General features: G+C 73.4%; 13 protein-coding genes. 4 read left to right on the top strand and 9 right to left on the bottom strand.

The window, feature by feature from the left end; all coding sequences use genetic code 11:
- Positions 1-7 precede the first annotated feature (7 nt).
- The 3 genes from ACGRHY_RS00600 to ACGRHY_RS00610 are packed head-to-tail and all read right to left on the bottom strand — an operon-like array spanning position 8 to position 3,347.
- Positions 8-1,444, bottom strand: coding sequence for a VWA domain-containing protein (locus ACGRHY_RS00600; protein ID WP_394633409.1), 1,437 nt, complete (start codon positions 1,442-1,444; stop codon positions 8-10).
- A complete protein-coding gene (locus ACGRHY_RS00605) occupies positions 1,441-2,859 on the bottom strand; it encodes a hypothetical protein (RefSeq protein ID WP_394637869.1) in 1,419 nt (472 codons plus the stop codon). Before ACGRHY_RS00605 ends, ACGRHY_RS00600 begins: the two co-directional genes overlap by 4 nt.
- The gene (locus ACGRHY_RS00610) at positions 2,829-3,347 is read right to left on the bottom strand and encodes a hypothetical protein (RefSeq protein WP_394633410.1); all 519 of its coding nucleotides are present in this window, start codon (positions 3,345-3,347) and stop codon (positions 2,829-2,831) included. Before ACGRHY_RS00610 ends, ACGRHY_RS00605 begins: the two co-directional genes overlap by 31 nt.
- A gap of 358 nt (positions 3,348-3,705) precedes the next feature.
- Here ACGRHY_RS00610 and ACGRHY_RS00615 point away from each other — a divergent pair, with 358 nt between their 5' ends.
- Positions 3,706-3,909 (top strand): cold-shock protein, encoded by a 204-nt coding sequence (locus ACGRHY_RS00615; protein WP_394633411.1) that lies wholly within the window; start codon positions 3,706-3,708, stop codon positions 3,907-3,909.
- Between the two features lie 77 nt (positions 3,910-3,986).
- Here the strand turns inward: ACGRHY_RS00615 and glgC are convergent, their stop codons facing one another.
- Positions 3,987-5,207 (bottom strand): glucose-1-phosphate adenylyltransferase, encoded by a 1,221-nt coding sequence (gene glgC / locus ACGRHY_RS00620; RefSeq protein WP_394633412.1) that lies wholly within the window; start codon positions 5,205-5,207, stop codon positions 3,987-3,989.
- Positions 5,208-5,495: 288 nt separating this feature from the next.
- On the bottom strand, positions 5,496-5,873 hold the full coding sequence (locus ACGRHY_RS00625) for an ASCH domain-containing protein (RefSeq protein WP_394633413.1): 378 nt from the start codon (positions 5,871-5,873) through the stop codon (positions 5,496-5,498).
- Between the two features lie 502 nt (positions 5,874-6,375).
- Between ACGRHY_RS00625 and ACGRHY_RS00630 the strand changes: the two genes are divergently transcribed.
- Complete coding sequence (locus ACGRHY_RS00630) at positions 6,376-7,056, top strand: hypothetical protein (RefSeq protein ID WP_394633414.1); 681 nt, start codon at positions 6,376-6,378, stop codon at positions 7,054-7,056.
- A 31-nt stretch (positions 7,057-7,087) separates the two neighbouring features.
- On the opposite strand, the gene bla is transcribed toward ACGRHY_RS00630, so the two are convergent.
- Positions 7,088-8,029, bottom strand: a complete 942-nt coding sequence (bla, locus tag ACGRHY_RS00635; RefSeq protein WP_394633415.1) for a class A beta-lactamase — start codon at positions 8,027-8,029, stop codon at positions 7,088-7,090.
- 185 nt (positions 8,030-8,214) lie between these two features.
- A complete protein-coding gene (locus ACGRHY_RS00640; RefSeq protein WP_394633416.1) occupies positions 8,215-9,267 on the bottom strand; it encodes a sodium:calcium antiporter in 1,053 nt (350 codons plus the stop codon).
- 508 nt (positions 9,268-9,775) lie between these two features.
- On the opposite strand from ACGRHY_RS00640, the gene ACGRHY_RS00645 reads away from it, so the two are divergent.
- On the top strand, positions 9,776-9,997 hold the full coding sequence (locus ACGRHY_RS00645) for a hypothetical protein (protein WP_394633417.1): 222 nt from the start codon (positions 9,776-9,778) through the stop codon (positions 9,995-9,997).
- 127 nt (positions 9,998-10,124) lie between these two features.
- Positions 10,125-11,120 (top strand): sporulation protein, encoded by a 996-nt coding sequence (locus ACGRHY_RS00650; RefSeq protein ID WP_394633418.1) that lies wholly within the window; start codon positions 10,125-10,127, stop codon positions 11,118-11,120.
- A gap of 101 nt (positions 11,121-11,221) precedes the next feature.
- Here the strand turns inward: ACGRHY_RS00650 and ACGRHY_RS00655 are convergent, their stop codons facing one another.
- Both ACGRHY_RS00655 and ACGRHY_RS00660 read right to left on the bottom strand, forming a co-directional pair.
- Complete coding sequence (locus ACGRHY_RS00655) at positions 11,222-12,163, bottom strand: M56 family metallopeptidase (protein WP_394633419.1); 942 nt, start codon at positions 12,161-12,163, stop codon at positions 11,222-11,224.
- A gap of 7 nt (positions 12,164-12,170) precedes the next feature.
- Complete coding sequence (locus ACGRHY_RS00660) at positions 12,171-12,575, bottom strand: BlaI/MecI/CopY family transcriptional regulator (protein ID WP_394633420.1); 405 nt, start codon at positions 12,573-12,575, stop codon at positions 12,171-12,173.
- Positions 12,576-13,003: the final 428 nt, after the last annotated feature.

The raw sequence follows: 13,003 nt of genomic DNA on the forward strand, positions 1-13,003 counted from the left end.
GGCCTTTCTAGGCGAGGAAGGTCTTGAGTTCGTGGACGAGCTTGCGGATGTGGCCGGAGACCACCGGTGTGCCGAGATCCTTGAACCGCTCCCGGAACCACGGGTTGACGCTGCCGCGTCCGGAGCTGGTCACCGATCCGACCGGGATGAACCTGGCTCCCGAGCGGTGCACGGCGGCCATGGACTCGAACAGTTGCTCGTGCCGCCATTCGTAGAAGTCGGAGATCCACACCACGACGGTGTTGCGGGGCTCGGCGATCTTCGGCTGGGCCAGCGCCATCGCGACCGTGCCGTCGGTGCCGCCTCCGAGAGTGGTGCGCAGCAGGGTCTCGAAGGGGTCGTGCACCCAGGGCGTGAGGTCGAGTGCCTGCGTGTCGTACGCGATCAGGTGGACGTCCACCTTCGGCAGTCCGGCGAAGATCGACGCGAGGATGGTGCAGTTGACCATGGAGTCGACCATGGAGCCGGACTGGTCCACCACCACGACCAGCCGCTGGGGCGTGGTCCTGCGGGCGGTGTGCCGGTAGTAGAGGCGGTCGACGTACAGCCGCTCCTCCTCCGGGTCCCAGTTGGTGAGGTTCTTCCAGACCGTGCGGTCGAGATCGAGGTTGCGGAACACCCTCTTGGGCGGGACGGAGCGGTCCAGGACTCCGGCCGCCGCCTTGGCCACCTGGGTACGCAGCACTTCGGCGACCTCGTCGACGAAGCGGCGGATGAGCGCCTTGGCATTGGCCAGGGCCACGCCCGAGAGGTTGTTCTTGTCACGCAGCAACTGCTCGATCAGGGACATGCTGGGAGTCAGCCGCGCGGCGAGCCGAGGGTCCGCCAGCACCTCGCGCAGATGCATCCGCCTGACCAGGTCGGCCTCGATGGCCCCGAGTTCCGGGCCGATCTCCGGGATCAGCCGGCCGAGGCCGGGGGCCGTGCCCCGGCCGCCGGTACCGGCCGGACCGGCGGCCGCACCGGGGCGGCCGCCGCGCAGTCCGCCGGGCTCGCAGCCGAGCGCGCGTTCCAGCCAGCCCGCGTCGGACTGCCATCGCGCCAGTTGCCCGGCGGTGACCGTGCCGGAGCCCGCGGCGAAGACGCCCAGCAGCAGCTTCGACGCCAGCGCCGCGCGCCGTACCTCGGCGGCCCGGTCGCGTGCGCCGCCGTCGGTTCCGGGATCGGGATCGGGTGCCATCAGGCCGTCGAACTCGGCGGCCAGCTCCGGGTGTCGCTGCACGACCGAGTCGACGGAGGCGTGCGGATCCAGCAGCGCGGGCGGCAGGCCGATGTCCTCGACCACGGCGAGGCTCGCCGATTCCAGCGCGGTCTGTTCCTCGTGGTCGAACAGACGGGCCAGAAGCCGCCAGTACAGCACCTGCCTGCGGTTGGCGAGGGGGTCCGTCCCGGTGTCCGGTACGGGCGCGTGCCCGGGCGGGGGCGTGGTGGTGTGTTCGGTCATGTCCGCAGCAGCCTCCCGGCCCGCTCCCGCAGCACGGCCACGGCTGCGGTGGCTGCCTTCTCGGCCCTGATCCCGGCCTTGTCCGTCGTGCCCGCGGCCCACCCTCCGGCGTGGAGCGGGACGGTCTTCTTCCGCAGGGTCGTCTCGACGGCCAGGGGCTGGACGCGGTACGTCCCGGCGTCCCAGCGCAGGAGTCCGATGCACGCGCCGGACGCCGCGACGGCCTCGGGGGTGAGGGGGCCCGCGGCCGGGATGCGGTCGGTGTCGACGGCCAGCGGATGCCCGGCGACGGTGAACGTCAGTGTGCCCCCGTCCTCCCGCGCGGTGTAGCCCTCCAGGAAGACGGGGACGGCGATGCGCGCCGGGTGCCGGTCCAGCGGCGCGGTCTCCGCGTCGGCCGCGGCCTGCAGGGCGACGCGGGCGGTGGCGAAGGCGTCGGCGGGCTCGCCCGGGCGGGCGTGCCCGTCGTCCCAGACCAGGTCGCCGCCGGCGGTGACCGGCATGTCGGTGAGATCCATCGAGCGGCCTTCCCCGGTGGCGGCCAGCAGCGACATGTGGGGGCGCAGCAGCTGCCACAGACCGGCCCCGACGACCGTGTCGGGCTTGGGCGCCGACACACCGGCCCGCACCAGGCGGGACGTGGAGCCGTCCGCCGGCTCGAACACGGCGTGGACCTGTGCCTGCACGGCGGTCGCGTGCTCGTGCACGTCGACGCCGAGCGGCAGCAGGCGGCCCGTGGCCGTACCGGCCGCGGGCGTGTCCGCCGCGCCGGGCAGTGTCAGCAGCGTCGCGCGCGACCACAGATCGGCCCAGCGCCTCGCCGGGACGCGCTCCAGGGCCGCGCCGGGACAGGACGCGGCGAGCTCGGCGGCGAAGCCGTCCAGGAGTACGGCCAACCGGCGCAGGGACGGATCCGGGAGCATCGCGGAGACCACCTGAGCCGATGCGGAGACCAGCTCGTGGCCGATGCCCTGCCACCCCGCGCGGGCCAGATCGGCCAGCCAAGAGCGGGCGGCGGCCGGCAGGTTCGTCTCCTGCCGGACACCGGGCGCGGGCGCCGTCTCCTCGGCGCGGGCCCGGCCGGTCGCCTCCCGCAGACGGGCCGTCAGCGCGTCGTGGACGGACCCGAGCAGCGCGGCGCGGGCGGCGGCGAGCGCGGTGAGGTGCTCCTCGCCCGCGGCCCCGGCCGTCGTCTTCTCGGCCGCCTCCGCGACCCTGGCGGCCAGCGGGGTCCCCGCGACCGCGTCGGCGAGCCCGGCCAGACCCGCGGCCTGGGCGGGCCGGGGCCGGAGCAGACCGGCCACGAGGGTCCGGTCGAAGGCGTCGACCGCCGCCAGGGCTTCGCCGAGCCCGTCGACGGGCTCGGCGAGCAGGTCGGCGCGCATCACGCCACCGCCCTGGTCGGCGGGAACCAGTGCATCTCCGGCAGCGGCACGGTGGTCGGGGCGAGCTCCAGATAGGCCAGGTGGCGCAGGAACCGGCTGAAGACGGGTGCGGCGGTCCCTGTGTCACCCTGCGGCGGACGCGTGCCCGCCATGGCGGTGGTGATGGCCGGTGCGTCCGGCCCCTCCTCCGCGGTCTCGACCCTCAGGTAGCGGGCGACGCGCTCGGCTCCGTACTGCAGCACCGCCTCGCCGACCAGGGCGCGGATGTGGTTGCAGAACGAGCCCCGCGCGCCGCCGCACGGCCGGTTGTTGTTGGTGCTGCAGGCGAACGCGTAGTCGCCGGCCGCGACCGACGAGACGTAGACCCGTGCGACGTCCGAACCGCTGGACACCACTCCCTGCAGCCGTCCGTCGGCCAGTTCGACGAACGGGACCTTGGCGAGTTTGCGCGGCCGTGCGGGTGGCACCACCCGTGCCGTACTCGATCTCTCCCAGTCTGACAACGCACCGTCTCCCATGCCTCAGAGGACCGTCCACGCCGCGGCGGCGGGACACGGCTGAAACATAGGTGCGATCACTGACAACGCCCCGCCGGCGGACGCCGGACGCCGCGGACGCCGGGGCCGGGCGACCGGGCCGTGAGTCCCCAGGCGGCCGGGCCGGTCCGTGCGGCCCATCGGGGCACGCCCGGCCGCGTCGGTAGCGGCCGCCGACCGTGCGGTGTAGCGTCGTGAACAGCAGTCGTGGTTCCGAAGTCTCGTTCGCCCGTGGTCACGATCACGGGCGTTCTCGCTGTTCAGCTCATCTCCGGACCAGGGCGATCACCTCCCGGGCCCACAGGGTGGGCCCGGTCCCCCAAAGGAGAAGGAGACGGTCATGGCCAAGGGCACCGTGAAGTGGTTCAACAGTGAGAAGGGCTTCGGCTTCATCGAGCAGGAGGGCGGCGGCCCCGACGTCTTCGCCCACTACTCCAACATCGCGGCACAGGGTTACCGCGAGCTGCACGAGGGCCAGGAGGTCGAGTTCGACGTCACCCAGGGCCAGAAGGGCCCGCAGGCGGAGAACATCCGCCCGGCCTGACCCCGGCGCGTCCACGGGTCCGGTACCCCGCCTCGGTCGGGTGCCGGGCCCGGGCCGGGGGCGGGGCGCCGCACGTCTCACAGGACGCGCTGCCCCTTGCCCAGCGCCACCACACCGTTCTCCGAGACGGAGTACAGCTCCCGGTCGCGCTGCTCGTTGACCCCGACCGCGGCGCCGGGCGGCACCTCTATGTGCTTGTCCAGGATCGCGCCCCTGACGATCGCGCCGCGCCCCACGCGCACGTTGTCGTGGAGGACGGAGTCCTGCACCACCGCTCCCTCCTCGACCACCACACCGGGTGAGAGGACCGACCGGGTCACCTGGCCGCGGATCAGGCAGCCCGCGCTGACGATGGACTCCCCCGCGATGCCCCCGGCGTTGAACCGGGCGGGCGACAGCTGGGAGGAGTGGGTGTAGACCGGCCAGTCGCGGTTGTACAGGTTGAAGGCCGGGCGCTCGGCGATCAGATCCATGTGGGCGTCGTAGTACGCGTCGAGGGTGCCCACGTCACGCCAGTACCCCTGGTCGCGGGCGGTCTCGCCGGGCACGTGGTTGGTGTTGAAGTCGTACAGCTGCGCCTCGCCGCTCTCGGTGAGGATGGGGAGGATGGAGCCGCCCATGTCGTGCGCGGAGTTCTCGTCCTCGGCGTCCTTGAACAGGGACTCCACCAGCGCCCTGGTGGTGAAGACGTAGTTACCCATGGAGGCGAGGACGGAGTCGGGGTCGTCCTCCAGGCCGGGCGGGTCGGTGGGCTTCTCCAGGAAGCCCTCGACCGTCCGGCCGTCCGGACCGGGTTTGATGACGCCGAAGGCGGAGGACTCCGCGCGCGGCACCCGGATGCCTGCGACGGTGACCCCGGCGCCGCCGTCGATGTGCTGCCGAAGCATCTGCCGCGGGTCCATGCGGTAGACGTGATCGGCGCCGAAGACCGCGATGTGGTCGGGGCGCTCGTCCTGGACCAGGTTCAGCGACTGGAGGATGGCGTCGGCGCTGCCCAGGTACCAGTGGGGACCGAGGCGCTGCTGGGCGGGCACGGGCGTGACGTAGTTGCCCAGCAGGCTCGACATCCGCCAGGTGGTGGTGATGTGCCGGTCCAGCGAGTGCGACTTGTACTGGGTCAGGACGCAGATCCGCAGGATGTCGCCGTTGACCAGGTTGGACAGCACGAAGTCGACCAGGCGGTACGTCCCGCCGAAGACGACCGCGGGCTTGGCCCGGTCGGCCGTGAGCGGCATCAGCCGCTTGCCCGCTCCGCCGGCCAGCACGATTCCCAGTACCGAAGGTCCGCCGCGTCGCATCGCAGCTCCTCTCTCGCCTCCGCGCCGCCCCGGCCGCGTGCGCCGGAGCGGGTGAGCCGCTTCGGCTCGCGGGCGAGGGGCTCGGCACGGGCGCCCGCACCGCCATGGGCGCCGGCGGAAACTCCACGGCGGTCGGGCCCGCCCTCACGCGGCCCCGTCCCTCGAACGTCCTGTTCCAGGGTCGCTCACCCGTCGCGGTTGCGAAAGTCGATCTCCCGGGACGCCCGCGGCTCCGCCCTCCCGCGGCGTTCGGCCAAGCGGGCGGCCGGGAGCCGTACACCGGGCCCGTCAGCCCTCCTCCGCGAGCCGGAAGGCCAGGCAGGCCACGAGGGTGCGGTCGGTGACCGGGGTGCCGATGCGCTCCCAGAACCGGCGGTGGCCCTCGCGCCACTCCTCGGGGGAGGCGTCCCCCTCCCCCTCGGCGGCGGCGTGCTCCCAGGTCACCTCACCGAAGGGCCTGACCTCGACACCGGTGATCTCGACGGTGGCCACGCGTCGGCCGTGGTCGTCCAGCAGCGCCAGCCTCTCACCCGCGTACTCCAGGCCCTCCGCCTCCTGCGCGTACTCCTGGAGCAGACCGGTCGTGGTGGTCTTCGTCCCCGCGAGGACGAGCGCGTTCAGCCTGGTCCGTAGGCTCCCCGGCGTGCCCAGTTCCAGAGCGCGCATGCCGTCCACCCGGGGCCACATCGGTCCACCACCTCGTCCCTCCATCGCCTGGCACGTCCGCTGTTCCGTGCGGCGTCCTCGCGTGATCGTACGCCCCCGGGCGGGCCGGACCCGGTGTCGGTGCGGCGTGGCATTCTGGCACCGGACCGATCACAGCCAACCGGAGCGGGAGCACGGCATGATCTTTCGCCGTACCGAAGAGCGCGTCGCCGTGCGTTGCGGCACCTGCCCCGGCATGCCCCTCCTCCCCACTCCCTGCGACATCGACACCGGAAAGTGCCTGCGCTGCCAGGACAGGAGCCGTCCCCTGCCCGTCCCCCATCCCGAAGACCACCTGTGCGACGTGTGCCGCCGCGAGTGCCCCGGCTGCAGCGCTCCCTCCGCGCAGGGCGGCCGGTGCCGGTCCTGCCGCGGCCTGTGCCGCACCTGCCACGCACCGCTCCCCGCCCGTCCGGGGGACGGAGCGGGGAGCGGGAAGTCCGGGCCGCGGAGTCCGGAGAAGGTGAGCAGGCCGGGCGAGGGGGCCGCGCGGCGGGAACGGGTCTACTTCCCCAGGACCTGGCTGGACGGCCAGTGCGACGCCTGCCGGAACGCCCCGGGTTCCGCCGACCCGGTCCGCGCGGTCCTCGCCGCCCTGCCGGACAAGGTCGTCCGTGCCTGCGGGGGCACCGCTCCTCCCGCTGTCATCGACACCATCCGCGCCGAACTGCGGTACCACACCGTCGCCCAGCTCACCGCCCGCATCGACCGCCGCTGGTGGGGAGGCTGGGCCTCCCGCCCCCTGAGCAGAGAGGCGGACGAGCACGGGGGCGGCCACCGGCCCGACCACGTCGCCGTATGGCTGCTGGCGCCCGGCGGCTGCCCGGCCCGCTGCGACGACGGCTGGACCCCCGGCGACCCCGACCTGCCCTGCCCCCACTGCGGCAGTCGGCCCCGGACCCGGCCCGTCGAGGACGGCGACGACCGGGAGGCTCCCGCCGCCACACCCGCGGACCGCACCCCGGCCGAAGCCGTCACCCACCGGCCCATGCCCGAATGCGAGGGGCGCAACGGCACCTGCGGCGTTCCCGTCGCCGCCCCGTACACCATGTGCCCGTCCTGCCTGGACTGGCCCCGGTGCGCGTGCGGCCGCCGCTACGATCCGCAGCGTGCCACCGCGTGCACCGCCTGCGCGACGGGCTGAGACCCCTGTCGGGGCACCCGTTCACCCGCCGTCACGCCAGCGTGTCGGCGACCACCGACGCCGCTTTCGCGATCAGTTCGTCGTCGTGGCCTGCGTCCTCCTCGCCTCGGTTCGACATGATCGCCACGACGATGGGAGCGGCGTCGGGCGGCCACACCACGGCGATGTCGTTGCGTACCCCGTAGCCGCTGCCGGTCCCGGTCTTGTCGCCGACCACCCAGTCCTCGGGCATGCCGGCCCTGATGAGCCCGGCTCCGGTGACGTTGGTCCGCAGCCACTTCGCCAGCTGTGCGCGTTCGCCCTCGCCGAGGACGTCTCCGAGGACGAACGCGCGCAGGTTCGCGGCGAACGCGCGCGGCGTGCTCGTGTCCCGTGTGTCGCCCGGGGCCCACCGGCTCAGCTCCGGCTCCCGGCGTTCCATCCGGGTGACGTCGTCACCGGTCTCCTCCAGCACGGCGTCCAGCCCCCTGGGGCCGCCCACCGCGTCGAACAACAGGTTGGCCGCGGTGTTGTCGCTGAAGCGGACGGCGGCCTCGCACAGTTCACGCAGGGTCATCCCGGTCCGGACGTGCTTCTCGGTCACCGGGGAGTGGGCGATCAGGTCGTCCTCGGAGTACTCGATCACCTTCTCCATTCCGTCCGGCGAGTGCTTCCGCAGCACGGCGCCGGCGGCCAGCACCTTGAACGTGGAGGCGTACGCGAAGCGTTCGCCGTCGTTGTAGGCCACCTCGTGTCCGGTGCCGGTGTCCACGGCGTAGACGCCCAGCCGCGCGTCGAACTCGCGCTCCAGCTTCCCCAGGTCACGGACGAACGGCTTCGCGGCCGCGGTCGGTTCCGCCGGCGCGTCCGGCTCCGCGTCGGTGACCGACGGGGACGGCACGGCCGGGGGTGCGTCCGGTCCGCACGCGACGAGCGGAACGAGGGTGAGCGCGGTGAGCGCGCCGAGGGCGCGCCGGACACGGATGCGCCGCATGGGCTGGACCTCCTGTGCGTCCCGTCCACGGGGCGTGTGACGGAAGGGGGCGGTGCGGCGCCCTATTGTGGTGCACGGCCCTGCGGCCCGGTGCGCTGACGCGCCGTCCTGCGCCGAACCGGCACAGGGGCAGGTCTTGGCGCGGAAGGCCGCGCGGGCGGTCCGCCGCGCCCGGGGCCACTCTGTCAGAGGGCGAGGACGGCCGCGCTTCCCAGATAGACGGAGAGCAGCATTATGCCGTCGAATCCGAGCCGCAGCCAGCCACGCTTCTGCCGCACCAGCATGCCTCCCAGCAGCACGGTGGTCATCAGCAGAGCGGCGCCGGTGAGGAAGAGCTGGTCGGAGCCGGCCGCGTGGTAGAGGGAGCCACCGCGGAAGAAGAGGTCGCCGATGGCGAGGTTGAGCACGTCCAGGCAGTTGCCGCCCACGATGGCCGCTATCGCCAGGGTCACCGCCCCGCGCCGTACCGCCGCGACCGCCGTCACCGTCTCCGGCAGCGCGTTGACCCCGCCCATCAGGACCGCGCCGACGAAGCCCGCGTTCATGCCGGTCACGTCCAGCAGGCTGCCGGCCGCCCGCGCCACGGCCCAGCCGCCCAGCGCGACCAGGGCCGCGACCGCCAGGAACTCCCCCCACAGACCGCGGCTGCCCCGTCCGGCGAAACGTTCCTCGTCGGGCGTGTCGGGGACGGTCTCGCGGGTGCGGACCGCCCGCCACATCGGCTCCTCCTGATCACGGATCAGCCGGATCCCGCCCCAGTAGAAGGCCGCCAGCACCAGCGAGGCCGGGTGCACTCCCAGCACCGTGGCCTCGGGGCCGAAGGAGGCCATCAGCGCCAGGCCGAGCAGTGCGATGAGCAGGCAGCCGAACAGCACGTTGGGCAGAGACGCCGCGGCGTGTTCCAGATTGACCCGCCGGTAGGAGGCGTCGGCGACCACCACCGCCAGGGTCTGCGCCGCGATACCGCCCACCGCGTTGCCGTACGCCAGGGTGGGTTGGCCGTCCGCCGCGCTGACCGCGGTCATCACGATGCCCGACAGGGAGGTGATCAGCCCGAAGAAGACCGCGCCGAACAGCGCCTCGCCCCAGCCCGTCCGGTCGGCGAGGGTGTCGCCCAGCGCCGCGAGCCGGACACTGCACACCACGGTGACGGCCGCGGCCACCAGAAAGATCGCGGTGCTCCAGCCCAGGCTCCACGATCCGGTCCAGGCTGCGAGCATCCGCACTCTCCTCGTCATGCGCGTCGGGGTCCTCTGCCGCATGCCCAGACCACCGGCGAACAGACCACCGGAGGTGGCCGAATGCGAGGGTGACACTCATCTCCTCATCACTCGCTCCCGCCGGCCCGCTCCCTCCCGGAACGGCACCGGCCAGGGACGAACGGTGGGCGGACAGGGAGGTGACGCCCGTTCAGGGGCCTGTTTCCGGCCTTTCCCGCTCCGATCGCCTCGGTGCGCCCCGATCAGGTGCCGGCACCCCCTATCCTTCTACAGTCATGTAGAAAACACGAGGAGGTCGTGTGCGCCACCCGCTGCCCGCGCGCATTCCGCCAGGGCGCAGTGCGGCGATCCACGGCCCGCGGGACCGGGCAGCGGGACCGGTCGGTCAACGCACGGACCGGCCGGTGTGGTTCCGGCGAAGGATGTGGCGCTCCGCGTCCGGTGGCGCGCCTTTGGACGCCGTTCCGCTCGCACCGCGGTCCGCTCCCGAACCTCACTCACACACCGTCAGCCTGGGAGGGCGCAAGTGGCTTCGATCGACCTGGACAAGGTGCTGGACAAGGCGTGGGCGGACAAGGCCCTGCCGGAGATACTCCAGGCGCCGGTCTCCGCCCTGAAGGGTGTCTCCGACCGTGACGGCGAGCTGCTGGACGAGGCGTTCGGCGTGAGGACCGTGGCCGACCTGGCCGGGTTGAAGTACGTCCGCTGGGCCCAGGCCCTGGCCGCGCTGGACACCACCGCCAAGTAACCCCCGAGGGCCGCTCGGCGCCGTACGCGGCACGGCCTCCGCTCCTCCGCCGCGGCGCCGAGCGCCTCCACACGCACAGACACACGCACACGCACACGCACACGCACACGCAAGGGAGGACGCCGCGATGGTGTTCAAACGGCTGCTCGGCTCGCTCGGTGTGGGCGGCCCCACGGTGGACACGGTCCTGGACCCGGGCGCGGCCCTGCCGGGCGGCCCTCTGTCCGGGCAGGTCCATCTCAAGGGCGGCAACGCCGACTTCGACATCGAGCACATCACCCTGGAGCTGATCGCCCGCGTCGAGGCCGAGCACGAGGAGGGCGAGTCCGAGGGCGGGATCGCCTTCGAGCGCTTCACCGTCGCCGGCGGTTTCCGCCTGGCCGAGGGCGAGGAGCGCGCCGTTCCGTTCACGGTGACGCTGCCGTGGGAGACTCCGGTCACAGAGCTGTACGGCCAGCCCCTGGGCATCGTCCTCGGAGTGCGCACCGAACTGTCCGTGGCCGGCGCGAAGGACAAGGGCGACCTCGACCCGCTGTCGGTGCGTCCGCTGCCCGTGCAGGAGGCGATCCTGCAGGCTCTGGGACAGCTCGGGTTCGGCTTCAAGTCCGCCGACCTGGAGTACGGTCGCATCCACGGCACCGGCCAGACCCTGCCCTTCTACCAGGAGATCGAGCTCACCCCCGCTGCGCAGTACGCGCACGCGGTCAACGAGATCGAGGTGACCTTCCTGGCCCACCCCGGCGGCGTGGAGGTGGTGCTGGAGGCCGACAAGCGCGGCGGCCTGCTCTCCGGCGGGCACGACGTCCTCACCCGTTTCACCGTCGGCCACCAGGACGTCCGCGACTGGAACACCGAGGTCGACGGCTGGGTCCGGCAGCTCGTCGAGCACCGCGCCGCACACACCGCGCACGTCGGGTACGGCCATGCCGACCCCTACGGCGGCCACCACCACGTCGAACATCACGACGGCCACCGCTCCGGCCCCGGCATGGGGACCGCCGTCGCCGCGGGCGCGGCCGGACTCGCGGTGGGCGTCGCCGGCGGAATGGTCGCGGCCGAGGTCGTCGACGAGATCGGCGACGCCTTCGAGGACGATGACGAGGGCGGCGAGGACGAAGGCTGACCCGCACGATCCCTGTCCGGGCCGCGGTGGTGCGGCCCGGACACCTCCCCCACCGCCCCCGCGGTGCGGGAGGTGTCCGCGAGGTCCGCCGCGCCCTGGGCCTACAGCGGGGTGGCCGCCTTCAGCACGAGGAACAGGGTGACGGCGGAGTTCGCCGACGACAGCGCCGAGACGGTCGTTCCCGCCGCGGCCGTCCAGACCGCCAGCCCTGCCGTGGTGAACACCGGCGGCCAGCTGCGCACCACCGGAGCCGGCTCCAGCAGGGCGGCCACCCGCCGCGGCACCGGTCCGGCCGCGGCGAAGTGGGCGAGTACCGCGGCCGGACCGGTGCCGCGGGAGACCAGCGCGGCCTTGCCCACCGCCCGGGCCACCGCCCGCCGGCTGCCGACCGCCTCCGCCGCCTCCTCGTCCGCCCACCGCTCCGCCGTGTAGGACACCGCCTCCCGCAGCGGCCGCAGGAAGGGGTTCGCCCGCGCGGCCAGGTGCACCGCCAGCAGGTACCGGTGGTGCCGGCCGGCCAGATGCGCCCGCTCGTGCGCGAACAGCGCCCGCCGCTCGCCGCCTTCCAGGCACGACAGCATCGCCGTGGACACCACCACCCGTCCCCGCCGGCCCGCGCCGGCGGGCAGGGCGTACGCGTACGGCTCGCCGTCGGGCAGCACCGCCACCGAGCGGCCGCGTGCGCCCGTCAGCGCCCGCGCCGCCCGGTGCCGCACCCGGTGGTGCACCCACACCGTCCGCGCGCAGGCCGCCACGACCGCCAGGAGTGCGGGGATGGCCACCCGGCCCGCGACCTCGTCGTAGGGGACGGCCTCACGCACTTCCTCGTCGGACCAGCCGTCCGGCAGCGGGTTGCCCGGCAGTTGCGCGGTGCCCACCACCATCAGCAGCACCAGGCACACCGTGCTGCACACCGCCAGCACACCGGCCGCCACCGACAGCAGCACCGTGGCGGTGCGCGGGTGCAGATGCTGCTCGGCCAGGCGCGCGATCGGCCAGGCCGTCAGCGGCAGCACCAGGGGCAGGAAGACGAAGACCCCCACAACCGCCTCATTCCCCCGGCTCTTCGGCCCGTTCCAGCAGCTCCCGCAGCAGCCGCTCGTCCCCCGGCGGCAACGAGGTCACGAAGCTCGCCAGCACCGCCTGACGGTCGCTCTCCCCGTCCAGCACCCGCCGCATGCGCAGCGCCGCCAGCCCCGCCTCGTCCGCCGTCGGCGACCACACGAACGAGCGTCCGGTCTTCTCCCGCGCCACCGCGCCCTTGGCCAGCAGCCGGGTCAGAATGGTGATCACGGTGGTGTACGCCAGATCACCGCCGAGCCGTTCCCGCACCCAGGCGGTGTCCACCGGCCCCGGGGCCTGGCGCAGCGCCGCCAGCACCTGCACCTCCAGCTCTCCCTGGCCGCGCCGGCGCGCACGGGGCCGCCGGTGCTGCCCGGTCCTCTCCTGGTCCACCCTGCCGTCTCCTTCCAGCCATGCCCCCGTCACCCCGGCCGGGTCGGCCGTACATCGTAGGCGAGCGGTGGCCGGACCAGCACTCCGAAACGTCCGCACTTCCGTAGATCCGTAGGTTCCCGGCGGGACGCGAAACCCCCGCCCCGGCTCCGGGCCACCGCACCGGGGCGGGACCGTGCGGCAGGCAGGGGCCGGGGCAGAACACGGCAGGGCGACCGCGTACGACGTCCGGGAGGCCGGCCGCCCCTTGCCGGCCCGACCCGACGGCCGCCCGGGGTTCACGGCGTCGGCAGGATCCTCGTGGAATCCCCCGGGGTGGCGCGATCCGCCTCCTCGCGCTGAAATCAGGATGGAAAGCGGCTTTCGCCCCATTCGGCCTTGCCTTCAAGGCAAAAAACTTGCCCGACAGGAAAGAGCATGGCTCAATG

This window comes from Streptomyces shinuiensis (assembly GCF_043660855.1).
Classification (GTDB): Bacteria; Actinomycetota; Actinomycetes; order Streptomycetales; family Streptomycetaceae; genus Streptomyces.